The organism is Pseudomonas sp. 102515 (genome assembly GCF_031085165.1).
GTDB lineage: Bacteria > Pseudomonadota > Gammaproteobacteria > Pseudomonadales > Pseudomonadaceae > Chryseomonas.
Genome location: NZ_JAVHTY010000001.1, coordinates 627689 through 646473 on the forward strand (window position 1 = coordinate 627689; position 18785 = coordinate 646473).

Here is an 18785-nt window from a genome sequence, read left to right on the forward strand (position 1 = left end):
AACACTAGTCTTTCCCGAGGAGCTTTCAGATGTTCAAGAATTTTCGGATTGGCACCCGCCTTATCGTGTCCTTCATTGCCGTGGCGTCCATCAGCCTGGTGGTGGGATTGGCGGGCCTGAGCAACAGCAGTCAGATCAATGATCTGGCGACCCAGCTTTATCAGAACGAGTTGCTCGGGCTTTCCTATATCAAGGAGGCCAACCTGAATCTGGTCTTCATCGGTCGTGCGCGCAGCAATTACCTGCTGGCGACTTCCGAAGAGGATCGCACTCGTGCCCAGGCCGAGGTCAAGCTGGGCCTCGCCAACGTACGGGACAATCTTGCCAAGGCCCGCCCCCTCTTCAGCAGCGAAGCATCGGCCGCCAATTTCCGGCAGATCGACGAGCTGCTCGGCAGCTATACCTCCCAGCTGGACCAGGCCATGGCGATCGCGGGCAAGCGGACGCTGCGTGACGCCGATCCTGAGCTGGACACTCAACTGGTCAGTGTCCGCCGTTATGGCGACCAGGTAGGCATGCTGATGACCGAGCTGTCCAAGCGTAAGGAGCAGAACGCCAGCGACGCCAACGACCTCACCGACCAGATCTATGCCCGTAGCCGGATCATGCTGATCGGCATCATCGCGGTGGGCGTGGCCTTTGGCATCCTGCTCGGTTTCCTGATGAGTCGCAGCATCACCCGCCCCCTGCGCGCGGCCGTCGCGATCGCCGATCGCCTGGCTGCCGGGGACCTCACCCAGCGCATCGACGCCGAAGGCCGGGACGAGACCGCCGCCCTGCTGCGCGCCATGGACGGCATGAACCAGCGCCTGTCGCAGATCATCAGCGATGTCCGCAGCGCCTCCGATGGCCTGGCCAGCGCCTCGGAGGAGATCTCCGCCACCGCCCAGAGCATCAGCCAGGCCAGCACCGAACAGGCCGCCTCGGTCGAGGAGACCAGTGCCAGCGTCGAGCAGATGTCGGCCTCCATCGCGCAGAACACCGAGAACGCCAAGGTCACCGACGGCATGGCTGGCAAGGCCAACCGCGAGGCGAACGAAGGCGGCCAGGCCGTCAGGGACACCCTGGTGGCCATGAAGACCATCGCCGCCAAGATCGGCATCATCGACGACATCGCCTACCAGACCAACCTGCTGGCCCTCAACGCCGCCATCGAGGCCGCGCGGGCTGGCGAACACGGTAAGGGCTTTGCGGTGGTGGCTTCCGAGGTACGCAAGCTGGCGGAACGCAGCCAGGTCGCTGCCCAGGAGATCAGCAATGTCGCCCAGGGCAGCGTGGCCCTGGCCGAGCGTGCCGGCTCGCTGCTGGACGAGATGGTCCCCTCCATCAGCAAGACCTCCGATCTGGTACAGGAGATTACCGCGGCGTCCGAAGAGCAGACCTCCGGCGTCGAACAGATCAACAGCGCCATGTTGCAACTGAGTCAGGTCACCCAGCAGAACGCCTCGGCGTCAGAAGAGCTGGCTGCCACCGCGGAAGAAATGAGCAGCCAGGCCGAGCAGCTCCAGCAACTCATGGAGTTCTTTACCCTGAGCGGCGTTTCGGCTGTGGAGCACAAGGCACGCGCCACGCCCAATCGGTCAGGTACGAACCGGGCGAAGCAGATGACCTCGTTGGCCGATGGCGCCCATCGCGCCTCGCACGGCGGCGTGCCGGCCGGCTTCGCTCGTTTCGAAGAGCACGTCTGATGCTAACCCGCCCTTCCTGACGTTTCCGCTCGGGAAGAACCCTGAGGCGTGAACACTGGCTGCGCGGGAGATTAGGGAGTGAGCCGCGGTGACGGGGCGTTCATGCTGCCGCCTACGCTCGGCGGCGTTACCAATATGAACATCCCTGCGGTACCGCTGATAGGTCCGACGTGCGCCTTTTCTATCACCTGAAAGAGACCTACCGCGACCGTAGTAGCGTAATGGGGGACATCCACGTCCCAGGGCTCCAGCAGCATCGTGGGCGCTGTCTGCGAAGTGCTGGAGCAGCAAGGACGGCGCCAACGTCGAGCCGGGGGCATGTTCATCTCTTCTTGCGGGCAAGGCAACCGACCTCGGTGAAACCGGTGGCCGTAATGATGTCCTTTCTTCGCGCGGTGCCTGGCAGGGCGAACCGATCCAGAAAGGATCCACCGATCAGCGCCGGCGACTACAGCCTGTGCTGAATGAAATCGCGGTCACCGTAGGAGCGCGGCGGGAGCAGGCGGGAACTGGCAGCAGGCGATGGCGGGCTTCGTCAGGTCATTCAATTCCACGGGGTTCGCGGTGACTACTGGATTGGCACCGCCTCACCGCCATCACGGCCCAACGCTATGTGTGCCAGCAGACAGACGCCACCCTCCATAGACTTCCACACTGGATGCGCACCGTCTCAAGACGTCGTGCACGTGGCACCTGCGTGGAAGGCATCTCTGCGCCGCTGTTTGCATTTCGCGCTGAATGCTAAGGAAAACATGGATAGGCAATGGCTTCGAGCAATCCGTCGGTTGTGGCATCCCGCACCGCGCGTCTTCCACTACGAACCAGCCCTGCGCGCGGAGCTGTTCAGTTTGGAGCAGATGGCTACCCACGGCGCTCATCTGGCCCGACAACATCACCTGAGTCCCGACAACACCTCGGATGCCCTGCTTCATCGACTCGCTGAAAATGCCACCGTACTGGCCAGCAGCTGCCAGGCCATGGCCGTGGCGGCGCTATCCAAGCAACGTGCCACCCCGGCGGCCGCGTGGCTACTGGACAATTTCTATCTGGTCGAAGAGCAGATACGCACCGCACAGAAACATCTACCCAAAGGTTACTGCCGTGAGCTGCCAGGTCTGGAGGACGGGCCCTCGCGTACCTTTCCACGGGTGTATGACATCGCGCTGGAAACCATCTCCCACGGCGACGGCCGCGTCGATAGCGATAATCTGAGCCGTTTCGTCACCGCTTATCAGGCGGTGACGCCCCTGACCCTGGGCGAGTTGTGGGCCATTCCCATCATGTTGCGCCTGGCGTTGATCGAAAATCTCCGGCGTGTCGCGTCACAGGTGATGGCTAGCTGGACCGATCGTAACCTCGCCAACGACTGGGCCGACCGTTTCATTTCCACCGCCGAGCACGACGCCAAGAGCGTAGTCCTGCTGGTGGCCGACCTCGCACGCTCTGCGCCGCCGATGACCAGCGCCTTCGTTGCGGAGCTCTCGCGACGTTTGCAGGGCCAGAGTACCTCACTGGTTCTGCCGATGACCTGGGTCGAACAGGCCCTGGCGGAGTCCGGCCAAAGTGTCGAACGCCTTATTCATCTCGATGGCCAACTGCAGGCCACGGAGCAGGTGTCGATCAGCAACAGCATCAGCAGCTTGCGGCTGCTATCGGCGGTGGACTGGCGCGAGTTCGTCGAGCGCATGAGCGGCGTCGAACAAGCGCTGGCCAAGGACCCGGCTGACATCTACGGCCGCATGGATTTCGCCACTCGCGATCACTACCGCCACGCCATCGAGCGCCTGGCGCGCAGCTGCTCGCATTCCGAGATCGACATCGCGCAGGCGGCCATCGGTCTCTGCGACGCCGCGGCCGAGCAGGATCCGCTGAAGAGGCACGTCGGTTTCTACCTGGTGGGCGCGGGACTGGCCATCCTGGAAATACAGCTGGGTGCCCGGCGCTCCCTGGTGGAGCGCTGCCGCAGGATACTGCGCGGCGCGCCCATGGCGTTCTTCGTCGTGCCCGTCATGGCGCTCAGCGTGCTGTTGGCCTGGCCTTTCTTCAGCTGGTCGAGAGCGGACGGATGGGGCCTCTGGACGATACTGCTGCTTGGCGGGCCGATCGTGGTAATGACCAGCCAGCTGGCCATCGCGCTGGTCAACCGCCTGGTGACCCTGACGCTGCTGCCGGACATTCTGCCCCGCCTGGATCTCAGCGCCGGCATTCCCCCCGAGGCACGCACGCTGGTCGTGGTGCCAACGCTGATCGGTAGCGTTCAGGACGTGGAAGAACTGATCGATGGCATGGAGGTACGCTTTCTCGCCAATCGGGACGCCAACCTGCACTTCGCCTTGCTCACCGATTTCATGGATGCCCAGAGCGAAGTCCTCGAGAGTGACGCGTCGATACTGCACTACGCGAGCCAGGCGGTCGAAGCCCTGAACCTGAAGTATCCGGAAACCGGCGCGGCACGGTTCTTCCTGCTGCATCGCCCGCGGCGCTGGAATCCCACCGAACAGCGCTGGATAGGCCACGAGCGCAAGCGCGGCAAGATAGCGGACCTCAATGCGCTGCTACGCGGGCATGGCGCTGGGCGCTTCTCCCTGGTCGTCGGCAACCTCTCTGCTCTGCCGAGGATCAGCTACGTCATCACGCTGGATACCGACACCCAACTGCCGCGCGAGGTGGCGCGGCAGCTCCTGGGTGCGATCTGCCACCCGCTCAACCAACCGCGCTTCGATGGGCGCCAGAAACGCATCACGAGCGGCTACGCGATTCTGCAACCTCGTGTCGGCATCAGCCTGCCGAGTATCGCTCGCTCCACGTACGCTCAGCTGTTCGGCAGCGACGCTGGCGTGGACCCCTACACACGCTCCGTCTCCGACGTCTACCAGGACTTGTTCGGCAACGGCTCATTCATCGGCAAAGGGATCTATGCCGTGGATGCCTTCGAACATGCCCTGCAGGACCGCTTTCCCGAAAACCGTATTCTCAGCCACGACCTGATCGAGGGCTGTTATGCCCATTCCGGCCTGATCAGTGATGTACAACTCTATGAAGAGCATCCGGCGCGCTACAGCGCCGACGCCAAACGCCGTCATCGCTGGATACGCGGAGACTGGCAGTTACTGCCGTGGCTGATGCCCTGGACACCGAAATCCGACGGTAGCCTGGAGCCGAATCACCTGACGCACCTGGCCTACTGGAAGATCATCGACAACCTGCGTCGTAGCCTGGAGCCAGCCGCCTTTCTCGGGGTATTGCTATGGGGTTGGTTTGCCAGCGCTCACGCACTGGCGTGGAGCCTTGGCGTATTGCTGCTGGTGATCACCCACCCCCTGATCAGCGCCTCGCTGGAGGTGCTGCACAAAGCCCCGGACATCCAGCTCGGTCAGCACCTGAAGGTGGTCCTTCGTAGTGCCATCCAGCAGATCACACGGGCGCTGCTGAGCCTGGTGTGGCTACCCTTCGAAGCCTTCAGCAGCCTGGACGCCATCGGCCGCACGCTGTGGCGCCTGACCATCAGTCGCCGCCATCTCCTGCAATGGAATTCGTCCCGCGAAGTGGAGCGCAGCAGCCGCAACGACCTGCCGGGCCTGTATCGGCTGATGTGGGTGGCGCCCCTGCTGGCCATCGTCGTGGCCGCCGCCTTGCTGCTGGGTGACGCCCCCTGGGTATCGGCAATCGCCGCGCCTTTCCTGCTGGCCTGGCTGCTGGCACCGGCCGTCGCCTATCGGTTGAGCCAGCCAAGTGGCCCATCGGTGTTCACGCCTTCTCCCGCGGAGCAGCAATTCCTGCGCGGCCTGACGCGCAAGACCTGGGCCTTCTTCGACGATCACGTGGGCCCTGGCGATAACTGGCTGCCTCCGGACAACATTCAGGAGCAGCCAACGGCGGTGACCGCCCACCGAACCTCGCCGACCAACATGGGCATGGCGCTGCTCTCCCACCTGGCGGCCCATGACTTCGCCTACCTGAGCGGGGGCCGCCTGCTCACACGACTGGATAAGACACTGGCCAGCATGTCGCGGCTGGAGCGTCATCGCCGCCACTTCTACAACTGGTACGACACCCAGACCCTGCAACCGCTGCCGCCGCGCTACGTGTCCACGGTGGACAGCGGCAATCTGGCTGGCCTGCTACTGACACTGCGCTCCGGGCTTCATGAATTGCCCCACGCGCCACTGCTCAGCGCTGACTGGTGCAATGGCCTGGCGGACTGCCTTGCCGTGCTGCGAGAGGCAGTACAGGCGAGCGCGCTGGATGAGCAGTTGCTCGCCGGTGCGTACAGCGAATTGGCGGCCGCCCATACGCTTGAAGGTTTGCACGAGATTGGTGCCGTCCTGCAGCGCCTGATCGCCTGGGCCGAGGCTCTGAAACCCGCGCTGAGGGTGGCTCCCGACACCGACTACTGGCGTCTGGCATTGCTCGCTCAATGCGAGGATCTCCACGGCGAGTTGGCCAGCCTGACCCTGCCCGGCTCCCCCCTGGCATCGGCCAGCTGGCATGAGCTGGCGCAGCTGGAGGTCACGCAGTGGCCCATCGACGAACAGCCTCGGGTACGGGCGGTGATCGCCCAGGCCAAGGAGCGCATCGTCACCGCGCTGCGCCTGGCGGATCTCACTGCCGACCTGGCCGACATGGACTTCACCTTTCTCTACAACCCGCAACGCGAGCTGCTGACCATTGGCTACAACGTCGAGGAACAACGCCTGGACGGCGGCTACTATGATCTCCTGGCGTCGGAAGCACGTCTGACCAGTTTCCTGGCCATCGCGCAGGGACAACTGCCGCAGGAAAGTTGGTTCACCCTCGGCCGGCTGTTGACGAGCAACGGCGGCAATCCCGTGTTGCTGTCCTGGACCGGCTCGATGTTCGAGTACCTGATGCCGATGCTGGTCATGCCCAACCATGCCGGCACCCTGCTCGACCAGACCTGCCGCGCGGCCGTGGCGAGACAGATCGAATACGGCCAGCAACTGGGCCTGCCATGGGGCGTATCCGAGTCCGGCTACAGCACCCTGGATGCGCAACTCAACTACCAGTACCGGGCCTTCGGCGTGCCCGGGCTCGGTCTCAAGCGCGGGCTGGGCGAAGACCTGGTGATGGCACCCTATGCCTCGGTGTTGGCGCTGATGGTAGCGCCAGAAGCCGCGTGCAAGAATCTCCAGCGCCTGGCCGGCATGGGCATGGCTGGCCGCTATGGCCTGTATGAAGCCATCGACTTCACCAGCGCCCGCCTCCCGCCAGGGCAGCACGCCGGACTCATCCAGTCGTTCATGGCGCACCACCAGGGCATGAGCCTGCTGTCACTGACCCATGTCTTGCTCGAGCGGCCCATGCAGCGTCGCTTCGAAGCCAATCCGCAGTTCCAGGCCACGTCCCTGCTGCTGCAGGAGCGGGCGCCTAGAAGTGCCGCGCAGTACCTGCACACCGCCAATGCCGCGCTGGAAGGCCAGGTCGCCCGCGCCAGTGAAAACAAGCTGCGGGTCTACACCGATCCTTGCCGGCGGCACCCGGCCGTGCAGTTGCTTTCCAACGGCCGCTACCATGTGATGATCAGTAATGCCGGCGGCGGCTACAGCCGCCGCGACAACCTGGCCGTCACGCGCTGGCAGGAAGACATCACCTGCGACAACACCGGCACCTTCTGTTACCTCCGCGATGTGGACAGCGGCGATTTCTGGTCCTCGGCGCACCAGCCCACCTTACGCAGGACGGAGGGCTTCGAGGCGATCTTCACCGATGCCAGGGCCGAGTTTCGGGTCCGCGAACGTGATTTCGATGTCCATACCGAAATCGTCGTTTCGCCGGAAGACGACATCGAATTACGGCGCCTCCACATCAGCAATCGCAGTGGACGGCGCCGAACCCTGGAGCTTACCAGCTACGCGGAAGTGGTCCTGGCCCCTGCCTTGAGCGACGCCTTGCACCCGGCCTTCAGCAAGCTGTTCGTGCAAAGCGAACTGCTCACCCCGCTGCAGGCCATCCTGTGTAGCCGGCGGCCACGCTCCAGTGATGAAAAGGTGCCGTGGTTGTGTCACCTGCTGGCGGTCCACGATGCGGACATCGCGGCGATCTCCTACGAAACCGATCGAGCCCGCTTCATCGGTCGTGGGCGCAACTTGACGCACCCTGCCGCCATGGATGCCGAGGCACTTTCCGGTACCGCCGGCGCGGTGCTCGATCCCATCGTGGCCATCCGCTGCCGGATCACCTTCGACCCAGGCCAGATCGCCACCATCGATCTGGTGACCGGCGTGAGCGACAACCGTGAGGGTTGCCTCCAGCTGATCAACAAATACCGCGACCGCCGCCTCGCTGATCGCGTCTTCGACCTGAGCTGGACCCACAGCCAGGTGCTGCTGCGCCAGCTCAACACCTCCCACGCCGAGGCGCGGCTGTTCGAGCAGATGGCTGCGTCCATCATCTATACCAACCCCTCACTGCGGGCCGCACCGAATATCCTCGCGGCCAATCAGCGCAATCAAAGCGGCCTCTGGGGCCAGGCGATCTCGGGCGACCGACCCATCGTGCTGCTGCAGATTTCCACGGCTATCCATATCGATCTGGTGCGCAAGCTGGTGCAGGCTCACGCCTACTGGCGACACAAAGGGCTCAGTGTCGACCTGGTGATCTGGAACGAAGACCAAGCGGGTTATCGTCAGGAACTGCAGGATTCGATCATGGAGCTGGTCACCTCGGGCAGCGAGGCGCACCTGATCGATCGGCCAGGTGGCATCTTCGTCCGGCCGGCGCAACAGCTCTCCCATGAGGATCGTGTGCTGATGCTGGCGGTCGCTCACCTGGTGCTCAGCGACGAGCGCGGCAGTCTCGCCGAACAGGTCCACCGGCGCCGCGCGGAACCGAGGCTACCGGCTTTCGATGCCAAGCTATTGCCCAGCGTCGTTCCGACCGCTGCGACTCCGCTGGCCGATGCGTCCCTGATCCTCGGCAACCCCCATGGCGGCTTCAGCGCCGATGGCAAGGAATACGTCATTCACTCGCATGCCGGACAGCGCACGCCAGCGCCCTGGGTGAACGTGCTGGCAAACCCCAACTTCGGCAGCGTGATTTCGGAAAGTGGCAACGCCTACACCTGGTATGAAAATGCCCACGAATTCCGCCTGACCCCATGGCGCAATGATCCGGTCAGCGACCCAGGCGACGAGACCTTCTACCTACGCGACGAAGACAGCGGCCACTACTGGTCGCCCACGCCCCTGCCCCGCCCTGGCAAGGGTACCTACGTGACCCGGCACGGCTTTGGCTATAGCGTGTTCGAACACGAAGAAGACGGTATTCGCAGCGAACTGTGGGTCTACGTATCGCTACAGGATCCGGTCAAGTTCTCACACCTGAAAATCCATAACACTTCAGATCGACCCCGGCGACTGTCGATCACCGGCTACGTGGCCTGGGTCCTCGGAGACCTTCGCGAGAAATCCTGCATGCACGTGGTCAGCGAGGCCGACCCGAACAGCGGCGCGCTCCTGGCACGCAACAGCTACTCCATCGAGTTCCCAGGCCGGGTGGCCTTCTTCGATGTCGATATGCCGATCGCCAGCAGTACCGCCGGCCGCTGTGACTTCATCGGCCGCAACGGACACCTCGCGGCGCCGGCAGCGATGGCACAGCCCCACCTGTCCGGGCGCAGCGGCCCAGGGCTCGATCCTTGCGCTGCCCTACGGGTGGATATGCAACTGGCGCCTGGCGAGAAGCGTAGCGTCACCTTCCGGCTCGGCGCGGCGCAGGATGCCGCCTCGGCATCGCATCTGGTGCTGCGCATGCGGGGCAACGTCAGCGCAGAAGCGGAATTGCAAGGCGTCCGCGAGCACTGGCACGAGACGCTGGGCAAGCTGCAGATCACTACGCCGGAGCCGGCCGTGGACGTACTGGTCAATGGCTGGCTGATGTATCAGGTGATCGCCTGCCGCTTCTGGGCCCGCAGTGGCTATTACCAATCCGGCGGGGCGTTCGGTTTCCGCGACCAGTTGCAGGACAGCATGGCCATGCTGCATGCCGATCCGGCCGCGGTTCGTCGGCACCTCCTGCTGTGCGCCGCTCATCAATTCATCGAAGGTGATGTGCAACATTGGTGGCACCCGCCCCTGGATCGCGGTGTGCGTACCCGCTGCTCCGACGACTATCTCTGGCTGGCCTGGGCGACCAGCCGCTACGTCAAGGTCACGGGTGATGCCGGCGTACTCTCGGAATCCGTGGGCTACCTGGAAGGACGCGCGCTGAACGCTGGTGAACAGTCCTATTACGACCTGCCGACCCACTCCCCTTTACGCGAGACGTTGTACCAGCATTGCGTGAGGGCGATCGAGCACAGCCTGACGCGGGGCGCTCATGGCCTTCCGCTGATGGGTGACGGCGACTGGAACGATGGCATGAACCGCGTCGGCGAGGAGGGCAAGGGCGAAAGCGTCTGGCTCGGTTTCTTTGGCTACGACGTGCTCCGCCGCTTCGCCACCACCGCCCTGCTCCATGACGATGCCGCCTTTGCCAGGCGCTGCGAAGAAGAGGCCGAGACCTTGCGCCTCAGCCTCGATGCGCACGCGTGGGATGGAGACTGGTATCGCCGCGCCTACTTCGACGATGGCACGCCCCTGGGCTCGGCCGGCAATGATGAATGCCGCATCGATTCCATCGCGCAGAGCTGGTCGGTGCTGTCGGGCGCGGCGCCGGAGCCGCGCCAACGCGTGGCCATGGCGTCTCTGGAGCGGCACCTCATGCGTCGTGATATCGGCCTGGTGCAACTGCTGGACCCGCCCTTCGACCAGGGTGTACTCGATCCTGGCTACATCAAGGGCTATGTACCCGGCGTTCGCGAGAACGGCGGGCAGTACACCCATGCGGCGGTATGGGCGGGCATGGCGTTTGCCGAGTTGGGGGACAGTGCCCGGGCATGGGAGCTACTGCGGATGATCAATCCAGTCGGCCACGGGAACGATGCGACCGCCACCTACAAGGTCGAGCCCTATGTCGTGGCTGCCGATGTCTATGGCATGCCGCCCCACGAGGGACGGGGCGGCTGGAGCTGGTACACCGGCTCGGCCGGCTGGATGTATCAGCTGATCGTCGAGTCGCTACTCGGCGTGCAACGCAGCGGCAGCCAGTTGCGCATCCGCCCGGTGCTGCCGGCGGAGTGGGCGACCTTCAGCCTGGACTACCGTTTCGGCACCACCCTCTACCGCATCGCGCTTTCCCGCGGCGACCTGCCCCAGGCGACCATGCAAATGGACGGCATGACGGTGCAAGGCGACAGCATCGGCTTGATCGACGATGGCCTGGAGCATCAGGTCGATGTGCGCTGGCCGAACAGCTAGAGCGGCGCAATGACAGCGCGCTCCGGGCACTTCGCAGGGACGCGCGGGGCGAAGGGACGGGACTTGACGACGAAGGGCCGGCGAAAAGCCGAATCATGCAGGACATCCCCGATGTTCACGACCGGGGCGGGGCCCTCTGAACGATCGGCTGGTCCTCGGACACAAGCACGGCGACCTGACTCGCGAACGCCCAGGAGCGCGCCACACAGCAACATCGCTCATACCGCCACGAGGAAGTCGTTATGCTCGCCTATTTCGTCGTTTCAAAAAGTTCGGGCAACATCATCCGGGTCACCAGGCGCGATGTCAGGCCGGCGGACTCCGCAACCGTCACCTTCCTCGAGGCGTCGCCCAGCGAGCTGGCTCGCTACGAGTCTGCACACGCCCGCGGTCAGGACCTGATCAACATCGCCGATACGGCGAGCCTTCCCAGCAGCACCTGACGCTAAGGGAGCATTCGCGGGGGACGCCAGGCGTATAGTGACGGCTCAATCCGACCGCACTGTCGAAGAGAAGCCATGCCCGAAGACTCCAAGCCGCAGCGCAATAGCTTGTTGGCTGCTCTACCTGACGACGTCCAGCAACGGCTCTCTTCGCACCTGGAGCTCGTCCATCTGGCGCTGGGTCAGGTGCTCTATGAATCTGGTGAGTCCGTACGCCACGTGTACTTCCCCACCGACTCGATCGTTTCGCTGCTCAACGTGATGGAAAACGGCGCCTCGGCGGAAATCGCCGTGGTGGGTAATGAAGGCTTGGTGGGCATCTCGCTGTTCATGGGCGGAGAGAGCACACCTAGCCGTGCCGTGGTACAGAGCGGCGGCTATGCGTATCGGCTGCCAGGCCAGCGCCTGACGGAAGAATTCGATCGACATGGTGACATGCTGGTGCTGATGCTGCGATATACCCAGGCACTGATCACCCAGATGTCGCAGACCGCTGTCTGCAACCGCCACCATTCGATCGACCAGCAGCTGTGTCGTTGGCTGTTATTGTCGCTGGATCGTCTGCCCGGTGATCAGCTGAACATGACCCAGGAATTGATCGCCAACATGCTCGGCGTGCGTCGCGAAGGGGTCACCGAGGCAGCGGGCAAACTGCAGCGCCAGGGCGTGATCGAATACAGCCGCGGCCACATCACGGTACTCGACCGTAAGCAACTCGAACAGATGAGTTGCGAATGCTATGCCGTAGTGAAAAAGGAAACCGATCGCCTGCTGTCATATCTGCCGCTACGCATTTAGGACATGTACAGACCTTGCAGCGTGGATGGATCGTCAACATGCCTGTAGGCAAAAAAGCCCATCGCCCATCCAGTCTGACTGTCCGAGCCAGAACCACGGCCCAGCGCATCATGCACAGGGCATTTCTGGAGAGATTAGGGTCTGTACGAAAGATGCCTGCGCTCGGTGGTGCTTCGTTGAAAAAGGCTTCGGAATGCTCATTTAACACTCGTAAACCCGAGCGCGGGTCCGATCCGCTTCCTCGGCCTTTTTCGCCTCGCCTAACCTTCGCTCGGCGACTTTTCGTACAGAACCTAAGCTGTAGACAAGCGCTGCTGGCTAAGAAAATAGGACATATCCATGGCCTCCAAGGGTTTACTGAAGAAAAACCCTTGGGCCTGATCGCATCCGCTATTCATAAAAAAATCTGCTTCGGCAGAGGTTTCTATGCCTTCAGCTATCACCGTGAGGCCTAGGCTTTTCGCCATTGAGAGCATGGCACCGACCACCGCCACCCTGCCGCTATCCAATTCGATATCGTGAACAAATGACCTGTCTATTTTCAAGAAATCAAAGGGCATACGGGTCAAGTATGAAAAGCTCGAATAACCGGTACCAAAGTCATCGAGCGCAAGCAAGACGCCTGCCTCTTTCAGTACCTCCAACCTTATCAAGCACTTGCTCAAATCCTTTATAAAAATCGTCTCCGTTACCTCCAGCTGCAGCAGACCCGGATCCAGCTCACAATCCCGCAACACCGTGGCAACGTAGTCTGCGTAGGAGTCGTCTTCCAACTCCAGCGCCGACACATTGACGGCGATCTTGATCTCACCTAAACCCAGCGACTTCCATTGTCCTACTTGGGTGCAGGCTTCCTTTATCGCCCACCGACCTAACGCCACCACCAGTCTCGTCGCCTCAGCGACGGGAATAAAACTATTTGGCGCCACGTCTCCCAAAACGTCATTGCGCCATCTCATCAACGCTTCGACACCCACCACCGCACCGTTCGAAAGATCGATCTTAGGCTGATAGACAAGCCTGATCTCGTCAAGATCGATACACTGACGTAGGCCCTCCTCGATTTTCTGCCGCTCCTGGGCCTGAGCGCCTATCTCATGGCTAAAGAAGGTATACCCGTTTCGGCCGTTCTGTTTCGTCCGATACATAGCAGTGTCAGCCTGCGCAATGAGCGAATCTATATCGACATGCTCTTGCGAAGAAAACCCGACACCCATGCTGATCGTAATATGAATTTCCTGGTCATCTATAAAATGAGGCTCATTGCAACTGGATATAATTTTTTTCGCGACTTTTTCGGCAGCTTCGCGACTCTTGAGTCCTGCGAGCAACACTAAAAACTCATCGCCTCCCTGCCGGCTTACCGTATCCTCTTCCCGCACACATCCCGATAGTCGAGCAGCAACCGAAACCAGAAGCTTATCGCCTACCGAGTGCCCAAAGGAATCGTTTATCCCCTTGAAGTTATCCAAGTCCAGAAAGATTATCGCGACGTTTGAATGGTTCCTAACGGCGGATCGCAATGATTGTGCTGCCCTGTCGCGGAACAACAGGCGATTGGGCAGATGGGTCAATTGATCATGCTCCGCCAGATAAGTCATCTTGGCTTTCATGGCGCGCTCCATCGAGACATCATGGAATACGATGACTGCCCCCGTTACCGCCCCCTTTTCATCGATCATCGGCGCGGTGGAGTCCTCGATGTCTATTGCTCCACCGTTACGCCTCAGGAGGACAGCGCCTGCACTCAATCCTGTAGGTGCACGCTTACTCAGCGCCAGTTCTACCGGATGAGGTATATCGCCAAATGCCCCATCAAGCTTGACTTTCATGACATCGCTGACAGGTTTCCCTTGTGCCAGCTCTTTCGGCCACCCCGTCAGCTTCTCGGCGGCGGGATTGATATATTCAACCTTTCCTGCACCGTCAGTACCTATGACTCCGTCACTGATGGAATCCAGGGTGATCCTTGCTCTCGACAGAGCGCTATTGCGTACGCGGTATCCTTCAGAACCTGTCCAGACGTCTTGTAACACCTGTATCAGGAGGCGAGGATGGGAAAACTCATCACCTATATGGATGTGCGCGCCTTCTTGAAGGGCGAAGTCTAGGCGTGCGCGGAATGACTCCGGCCCTAAAAGCACGACAGGAATGGGAGAGCTTTTTTTGGCGGCGACACTCAAGAGTTCCAGGATCTTAGCGGGCTTCAGGACGCTCCTTGTCAATACCAGGACGATAACATCTGCCCCCCCTTCACCCTTGAGCGCCTCTAGCGCTGAACCGATACTATTGAAATGAGAGGCACCAAAGACAGTAGACGCGGAACCAATGCTTTTCATGAATCCAGAAGCTCGTGCCTTGGTAGAAACAATCATCAGATTGACGTCCATCACCACCTCTGTCCGGCCAGCCTGTTTTAATACATCCATCACAAGATGGCGTCATCAATCACGTAGCGCGTTCGACCGGATCCAGCTATAAAATAACGATCATCAACCGTAGCGAACCAAACCCAGCATCATAATTTGCAATACATCCTGGGCCTCACGCGCATCCTGGTGCGGAGTCAAGCGCACCATCCCATGGAGTACCCACTCGAACCCTGCAGCCTACTTGCTTAAAAAATCGATTTTTCCATAACGATCAAAGACACTGCCACCAGGCGACCAGCCCATCGTCTTATTTTTATAAAACGTGCTATCGAAACAGTGGACCCCCGCCATCAGGAGACCGTCGAGACGAAATAACAGCTTAGGCATCCCCTGCACACTCCAAAACCGCTCAGTCCCCTGAGGGCCTTCGATCATTGCCAACAGCAGGGCCAGCCACTTTCGCCTCGTCAGAGAGATACGCAGGCCATCCAAGACGGTCCTCTACCAAGAATCGAAAACAAGACTGGACAACAATACCAGCAAGACCACGCCGATCAGCAAGAAATACAATATGCCTTCTATAGACGCTGAATCTTTCGGCATGTCACCCCCAAAAACCTAGACGCGTGCCACCGCGCAAAGTCAAAAAATAACGAAACGCCACAGATTCTGCGCAAGCATTGGCATTCACATTTAACTCATGGCAGCGCAACTACCCAGCAACGAATACGGCTAGAAAACGGCATCTACAGCAATACTGCAGATCAGCATCATTGGCAGAAAAAGCTAAAGCTTGCAGACAGGATCAGCCCTGCATCCAATCATATTATTATAAAAGCACACCAGGCATTCCAGGTGAAGGATATCTGGCTGCCACACGCCTTCTGGGGCCATTTGAACCATTAACCTGCTCTCTCCATCAAGAGCAGCATGGCTATGAGCACCGATCCATTACACCGCGCCGAAAAACCCAGGTGATAACAGGGAATCCCTTTTCACCCATGGCAGACCATAAAATTACAACGACGCCATGGACCTGTTATGCCCACGCCTTCTCGCCTATTGCAGACTCGCTAGAATAAAATTCTGCACCCAAGGACATGCGATCAGTACTCGCAATATATCTTGAGCTGTTCTATAAGCGCAGAAAAGGGAATTTTCTGCTACTCATATTTCCCTGCGATCAGTGACGCAAGCGGCAAACTTTGATGCAGCGTTCGGCGTCTGGATCCTGGGTATCCGATCACCAGACTCCGGTCGTTACGACAGCCATGAGAAGGATGTGCCCCACGGCAAGGCTCGTCGGTGAACAGCTGAGAGTCGGGCGGCCGTAGTCCGCCCGACTCGCCACCCGTGGTAGTGCTTGAACTCGATGAATCGACGTCCTGCGAGGGGATTCAGGGAGACCGAAGCGTCGGTGAGAGCCAAATGCCAGTACGGACTGGCTCAATCGCCTGGCACGCCTACCAACGCCTCTCGGTGAAACGCCTACTCCCCGGAAAAATCAACTAGCGCATCGACAGGATGAGCAGTAAAGAAAGGTGGCTCTTCATTACCGATAAAAAACCGACGCCGAATGACGTATCACCGGTAAAGAAGTGACTGATTCAGTTCGCCACGTTAGGGAACCAACTTGTCGTTCCTGTCAGCTGTTATCGAACGGTCCGACCGTTCTCGTTGGCGCTGTTTCGCCATCTTCTCTAAACGTAATTCAGCATGCCTGGCTTGCGTTTCTTCCAGGGTAGGTCGTAGATCTTCAGGCCGCGCTCCGGCGTCTGTCCGAGTGTTGGATTCATCAGCCATCTGTGTTCTCCTGCAAGCGACATTCGCCCACATCAGAAGTATTACGATGCTCGCCGTTCAGTGGCCACTATTACCAGCGGTCTAAAGCAAGACAGAGACTGGCGACCGGATGCCTCGCTGCACACGCCCTCGCGTCCGGATCCCGCGCGTCGGCGAGCCCTGGCAAGAGCCAGGCACTACCTAGGCGGCCGAGGGGATACAGAGGTTGCAGCACTCCTGCAGATCGAATGCCCACGACGCCCCCTACTCCAGCGCCGCCTCGACGGTATCGGTCAAATCAGCAACTGGGCCAAGCACGCCGTCAGGCCAGTCAGGGCAATGCCGCCGATCACGGGTAAGAGGATCCAGAACGGGTTCTTCTGTTGCTTACGAAATCGCATCGCCTTGGCGAGTGCGGCGTTCACCTGTGCCCGGGAAGCATCGATACGACGGCGCGACGCCGCGCGAGCTTGGGCGTGAGTATTCATGCTCGACTCCTTTAGCGGCAGCGGCTTGCGCGGTCCCTTTGGAGAAGGGGAACCGGTTGATAGTGCCCCGTCGGGATTGACCATCAGCCGGGAGATCCAACGCCTGCGCCGGGCTCGACCTGGCGATCTCGAGGTAAGGGCTCGCAGGCGTCAGAGCGTTATCGTCCCCAACGAACTGCCAAGCCTGAGCTTGTCTAGGTCGATCACCCTCATAGTGACTAACCGCCTACTCGCAGTGTGCCAGCCAACAACCGGGCACCTGAGCACATCCTGTTCCGGCGCCATGCGACCCAGTATCCAGCCACGGGTGGCGGCGTACGGGCTAAGCCACGTGCAGACACGCCAGTTCCACGGTTTCGGCACTGAATGCTGTCGGATGCCGATTCACGATAGCTTCGAAAATACCCCGCATCACTGCATCGGACTCGAAATCGGTGCGGCACCGAAGCAGGCCGGAATGGGAGACGCTGCGCTGCACCGCGGCAATGAGCCCGCCAGCGCAGAGGCTCTTGATAATGTTATGCGGTAAGCGCCCGGATCGCCGCAACGTCGTTACGGCTTCGGCGAGGACATCGAGAATCTCTTCCTCCGCGGCCGAGAAGGGACCCGCACCAAGCCGGCCTTTTTTCAGTAAGTATCGACGCGCTAGATTGAGCGCATGATGATCCAACTCAGCCTGGATCTTCGTGTTCATAACGCCACGCGCGTTGAGGCTGCTTTCCAGTGCGATGAGATAATCCCAGCTCAGAGACTGGGAGATCTGTGCGACGACACGATCCATAGTGACTGTCCCTCAAAGAGCTACCCTCGATGGCAGTCTGATAGCACCCGATAGGCATCGTTCCCGACCGTCCGTCTCAACACACGGTGGCCGTCATGACCCTGGCGTGCACTGACGTCTCGCTTCGCCTCCGAGCGAAATCCTTCGATTTCTCCCCTTCCAACCCGGACCGCTCAGCGGAGCACCGGGACTGAAGCGGACGGACCTAGGTCGTAGCGATGCTCATGACTCGCCAGCCTAAAGCGTACAAATCGGTTAGCAGCGCAGCTGGGTCAACCTCCTACGCGGACGGCATGCGCGCCATGGACCCGGCCGGCGGCAGGCTCAGCGAGAGCGGTATCGACCGGATCGACGCGCAGGCGAGCGCGTGGGGCCGGGGTCGACTCAGCCCTTGAATCCCTTGCCGACCAGATAGACTTCCCGCGAACGTGGCCGCGAGGCTTCGGGCTTGCGGATCGACACCTTCTCGAAGGAGGTGCGCACATCCTTGAGGAACTCGTCGGAGCCTTCGCCCTGGAAGACCTTGACCACGTAGTTGCCGCCTGGCTTGAGCACCTGGCGCACCATGTCGAGGGTCAGCTCCACCAGGTACATCGCCGCCGCCTGGTCGGCCGCCGCGACGCCGCTGATGTTGGGCGCGATGTCGGAGACGATCAGATCGGGCTGCCGGCCTTCGAGCATGCCGAGGATCTGCTGGAAGACGGCGTCCTCGGTGAAGTCGCCCTGGACGAAATCGACGTTGTCGAGGGCCCCCATCGGCAGGATGTCGGTCGCCACCACCCGGCCCTTCTCACCGACGATGCCACCCGCCACCTGCGACCAGCCGCCCGGGGCCGAGCCCAGGTCCATGACCAGCATGCCGGGACGGATCAGCTTGTCCTTCTCGTTGAGCTCGATCAGCTTGTAGCTGGAGCGCGAGCGCAGGCCGTCTTTCTGAGCGCGTTTGACGAAGGGGTCGTTGACGTGTTCATCCAGCCAGCGACGGCTGCTTTTGGATCTTTTCATGTTGGAGCTACCACGGGAAAGCGGGTGAGAAGCGGACGCACGCCAGGTCTGGCCGGCCGCAAAGTGGCGGCGATTATAAGCCGATAACGCCACCGGACGAATCAGGGATCG

9 protein-coding genes are annotated in these 18785 nt (G+C 61.0%); 4 read left to right on the forward strand and 5 right to left on the reverse strand.

The window, feature by feature from the left end; translation table 11 throughout:
* Positions 1-29 precede the first annotated feature (29 nt).
* The 4 genes from RCF34_RS02885 (at position 30) to RCF34_RS02900 (ending at position 12246) form a co-directional block, all read left to right on the forward strand.
* Entirely contained in the window at positions 30-1688 is a 1659-nt protein-coding gene (locus RCF34_RS02885) for a methyl-accepting chemotaxis protein (RefSeq protein WP_308706816.1), read from the forward strand.
* A 752-nt stretch (positions 1689-2440) separates the two neighbouring features.
* Complete coding sequence (locus RCF34_RS02890; protein WP_308706817.1) at positions 2441-11005, forward strand: GH36-type glycosyl hydrolase domain-containing protein; 8565 nt, start codon at positions 2441-2443, stop codon at positions 11003-11005.
* 242 nt (positions 11006-11247) lie between these two features.
* Complete coding sequence (locus RCF34_RS02895) at positions 11248-11448, forward strand: hypothetical protein (protein ID WP_308706818.1); 201 nt, start codon at positions 11248-11250, stop codon at positions 11446-11448.
* 75 nt (positions 11449-11523) lie between these two features.
* Positions 11524-12246, forward strand: a complete 723-nt coding sequence (locus RCF34_RS02900; protein ID WP_308706819.1) for a Crp/Fnr family transcriptional regulator — start codon at positions 11524-11526, stop codon at positions 12244-12246.
* Between the two features lie 293 nt (positions 12247-12539).
* On the opposite strand, the gene RCF34_RS02905 is transcribed toward RCF34_RS02900, so the two are convergent.
* The 5 genes from RCF34_RS02905 to rlmE all read right to left on the reverse strand — a co-directional run bounded on the left by RCF34_RS02905 (position 12540) and on the right by rlmE (position 18674).
* Complete coding sequence (locus tag RCF34_RS02905) at positions 12540-14636, reverse strand: EAL domain-containing protein (RefSeq protein WP_308706820.1); 2097 nt, start codon at positions 14634-14636, stop codon at positions 12540-12542.
* Positions 14637-14855: 219 nt separating this feature from the next.
* Positions 14856-15110 (reverse strand): hypothetical protein, encoded by a 255-nt coding sequence (locus tag RCF34_RS02910; protein ID WP_308706821.1) that lies wholly within the window; start codon positions 15108-15110, stop codon positions 14856-14858.
* A gap of 1583 nt (positions 15111-16693) precedes the next feature.
* On the reverse strand, positions 16694-16888 hold the full coding sequence (locus tag RCF34_RS02915; protein WP_308706822.1) for a hypothetical protein: 195 nt from the start codon (positions 16886-16888) through the stop codon (positions 16694-16696).
* 322 nt (positions 16889-17210) lie between these two features.
* Complete coding sequence (locus tag RCF34_RS02920; protein WP_308706823.1) at positions 17211-17669, reverse strand: hypothetical protein; 459 nt, start codon at positions 17667-17669, stop codon at positions 17211-17213.
* 384 nt (positions 17670-18053) lie between these two features.
* Positions 18054-18674, reverse strand: a complete 621-nt coding sequence (gene rlmE, locus RCF34_RS02925; RefSeq protein WP_308706824.1) for a 23S rRNA (uridine(2552)-2'-O)-methyltransferase RlmE — start codon at positions 18672-18674, stop codon at positions 18054-18056.
* Between the last annotated feature and the right edge of the window lie 111 nt (positions 18675-18785).

Coding starts and splice junctions, on each gene's coding strand:
- RCF34_RS02885 (WP_308706816.1), top strand. CDS start 30: ATGTTCAAGAATTTTCGGATTGGCACCCGCCTTATCGTGTCCTTCATT.
- RCF34_RS02890 (WP_308706817.1), top strand. CDS start 2,441: ATGGATAGGCAATGGCTTCGAGCAATCCGTCGGTTGTGGCATCCCGCA.
- RCF34_RS02895 (WP_308706818.1), top strand. CDS start 11,248: ATGCTCGCCTATTTCGTCGTTTCAAAAAGTTCGGGCAACATCATCCGG.
- RCF34_RS02900 (WP_308706819.1), top strand. CDS start 11,524: ATGCCCGAAGACTCCAAGCCGCAGCGCAATAGCTTGTTGGCTGCTCTA.
- RCF34_RS02905 (WP_308706820.1), bottom strand. CDS start 14,636: ATGGACGTCAATCTGATGATTGTTTCTACCAAGGCACGAGCTTCTGGA.
- RCF34_RS02915 (WP_308706822.1), bottom strand. CDS start 16,888: ATGAATACTCACGCCCAAGCTCGCGCGGCGTCGCGCCGTCGTATCGAT.
- RCF34_RS02920 (WP_308706823.1), bottom strand. CDS start 17,669: ATGGATCGTGTCGTCGCACAGATCTCCCAGTCTCTGAGCTGGGATTAT.
- rlmE (WP_308706824.1), bottom strand. CDS start 18,674: ATGAAAAGATCCAAAAGCAGCCGTCGCTGGCTGGATGAACACGTCAAC.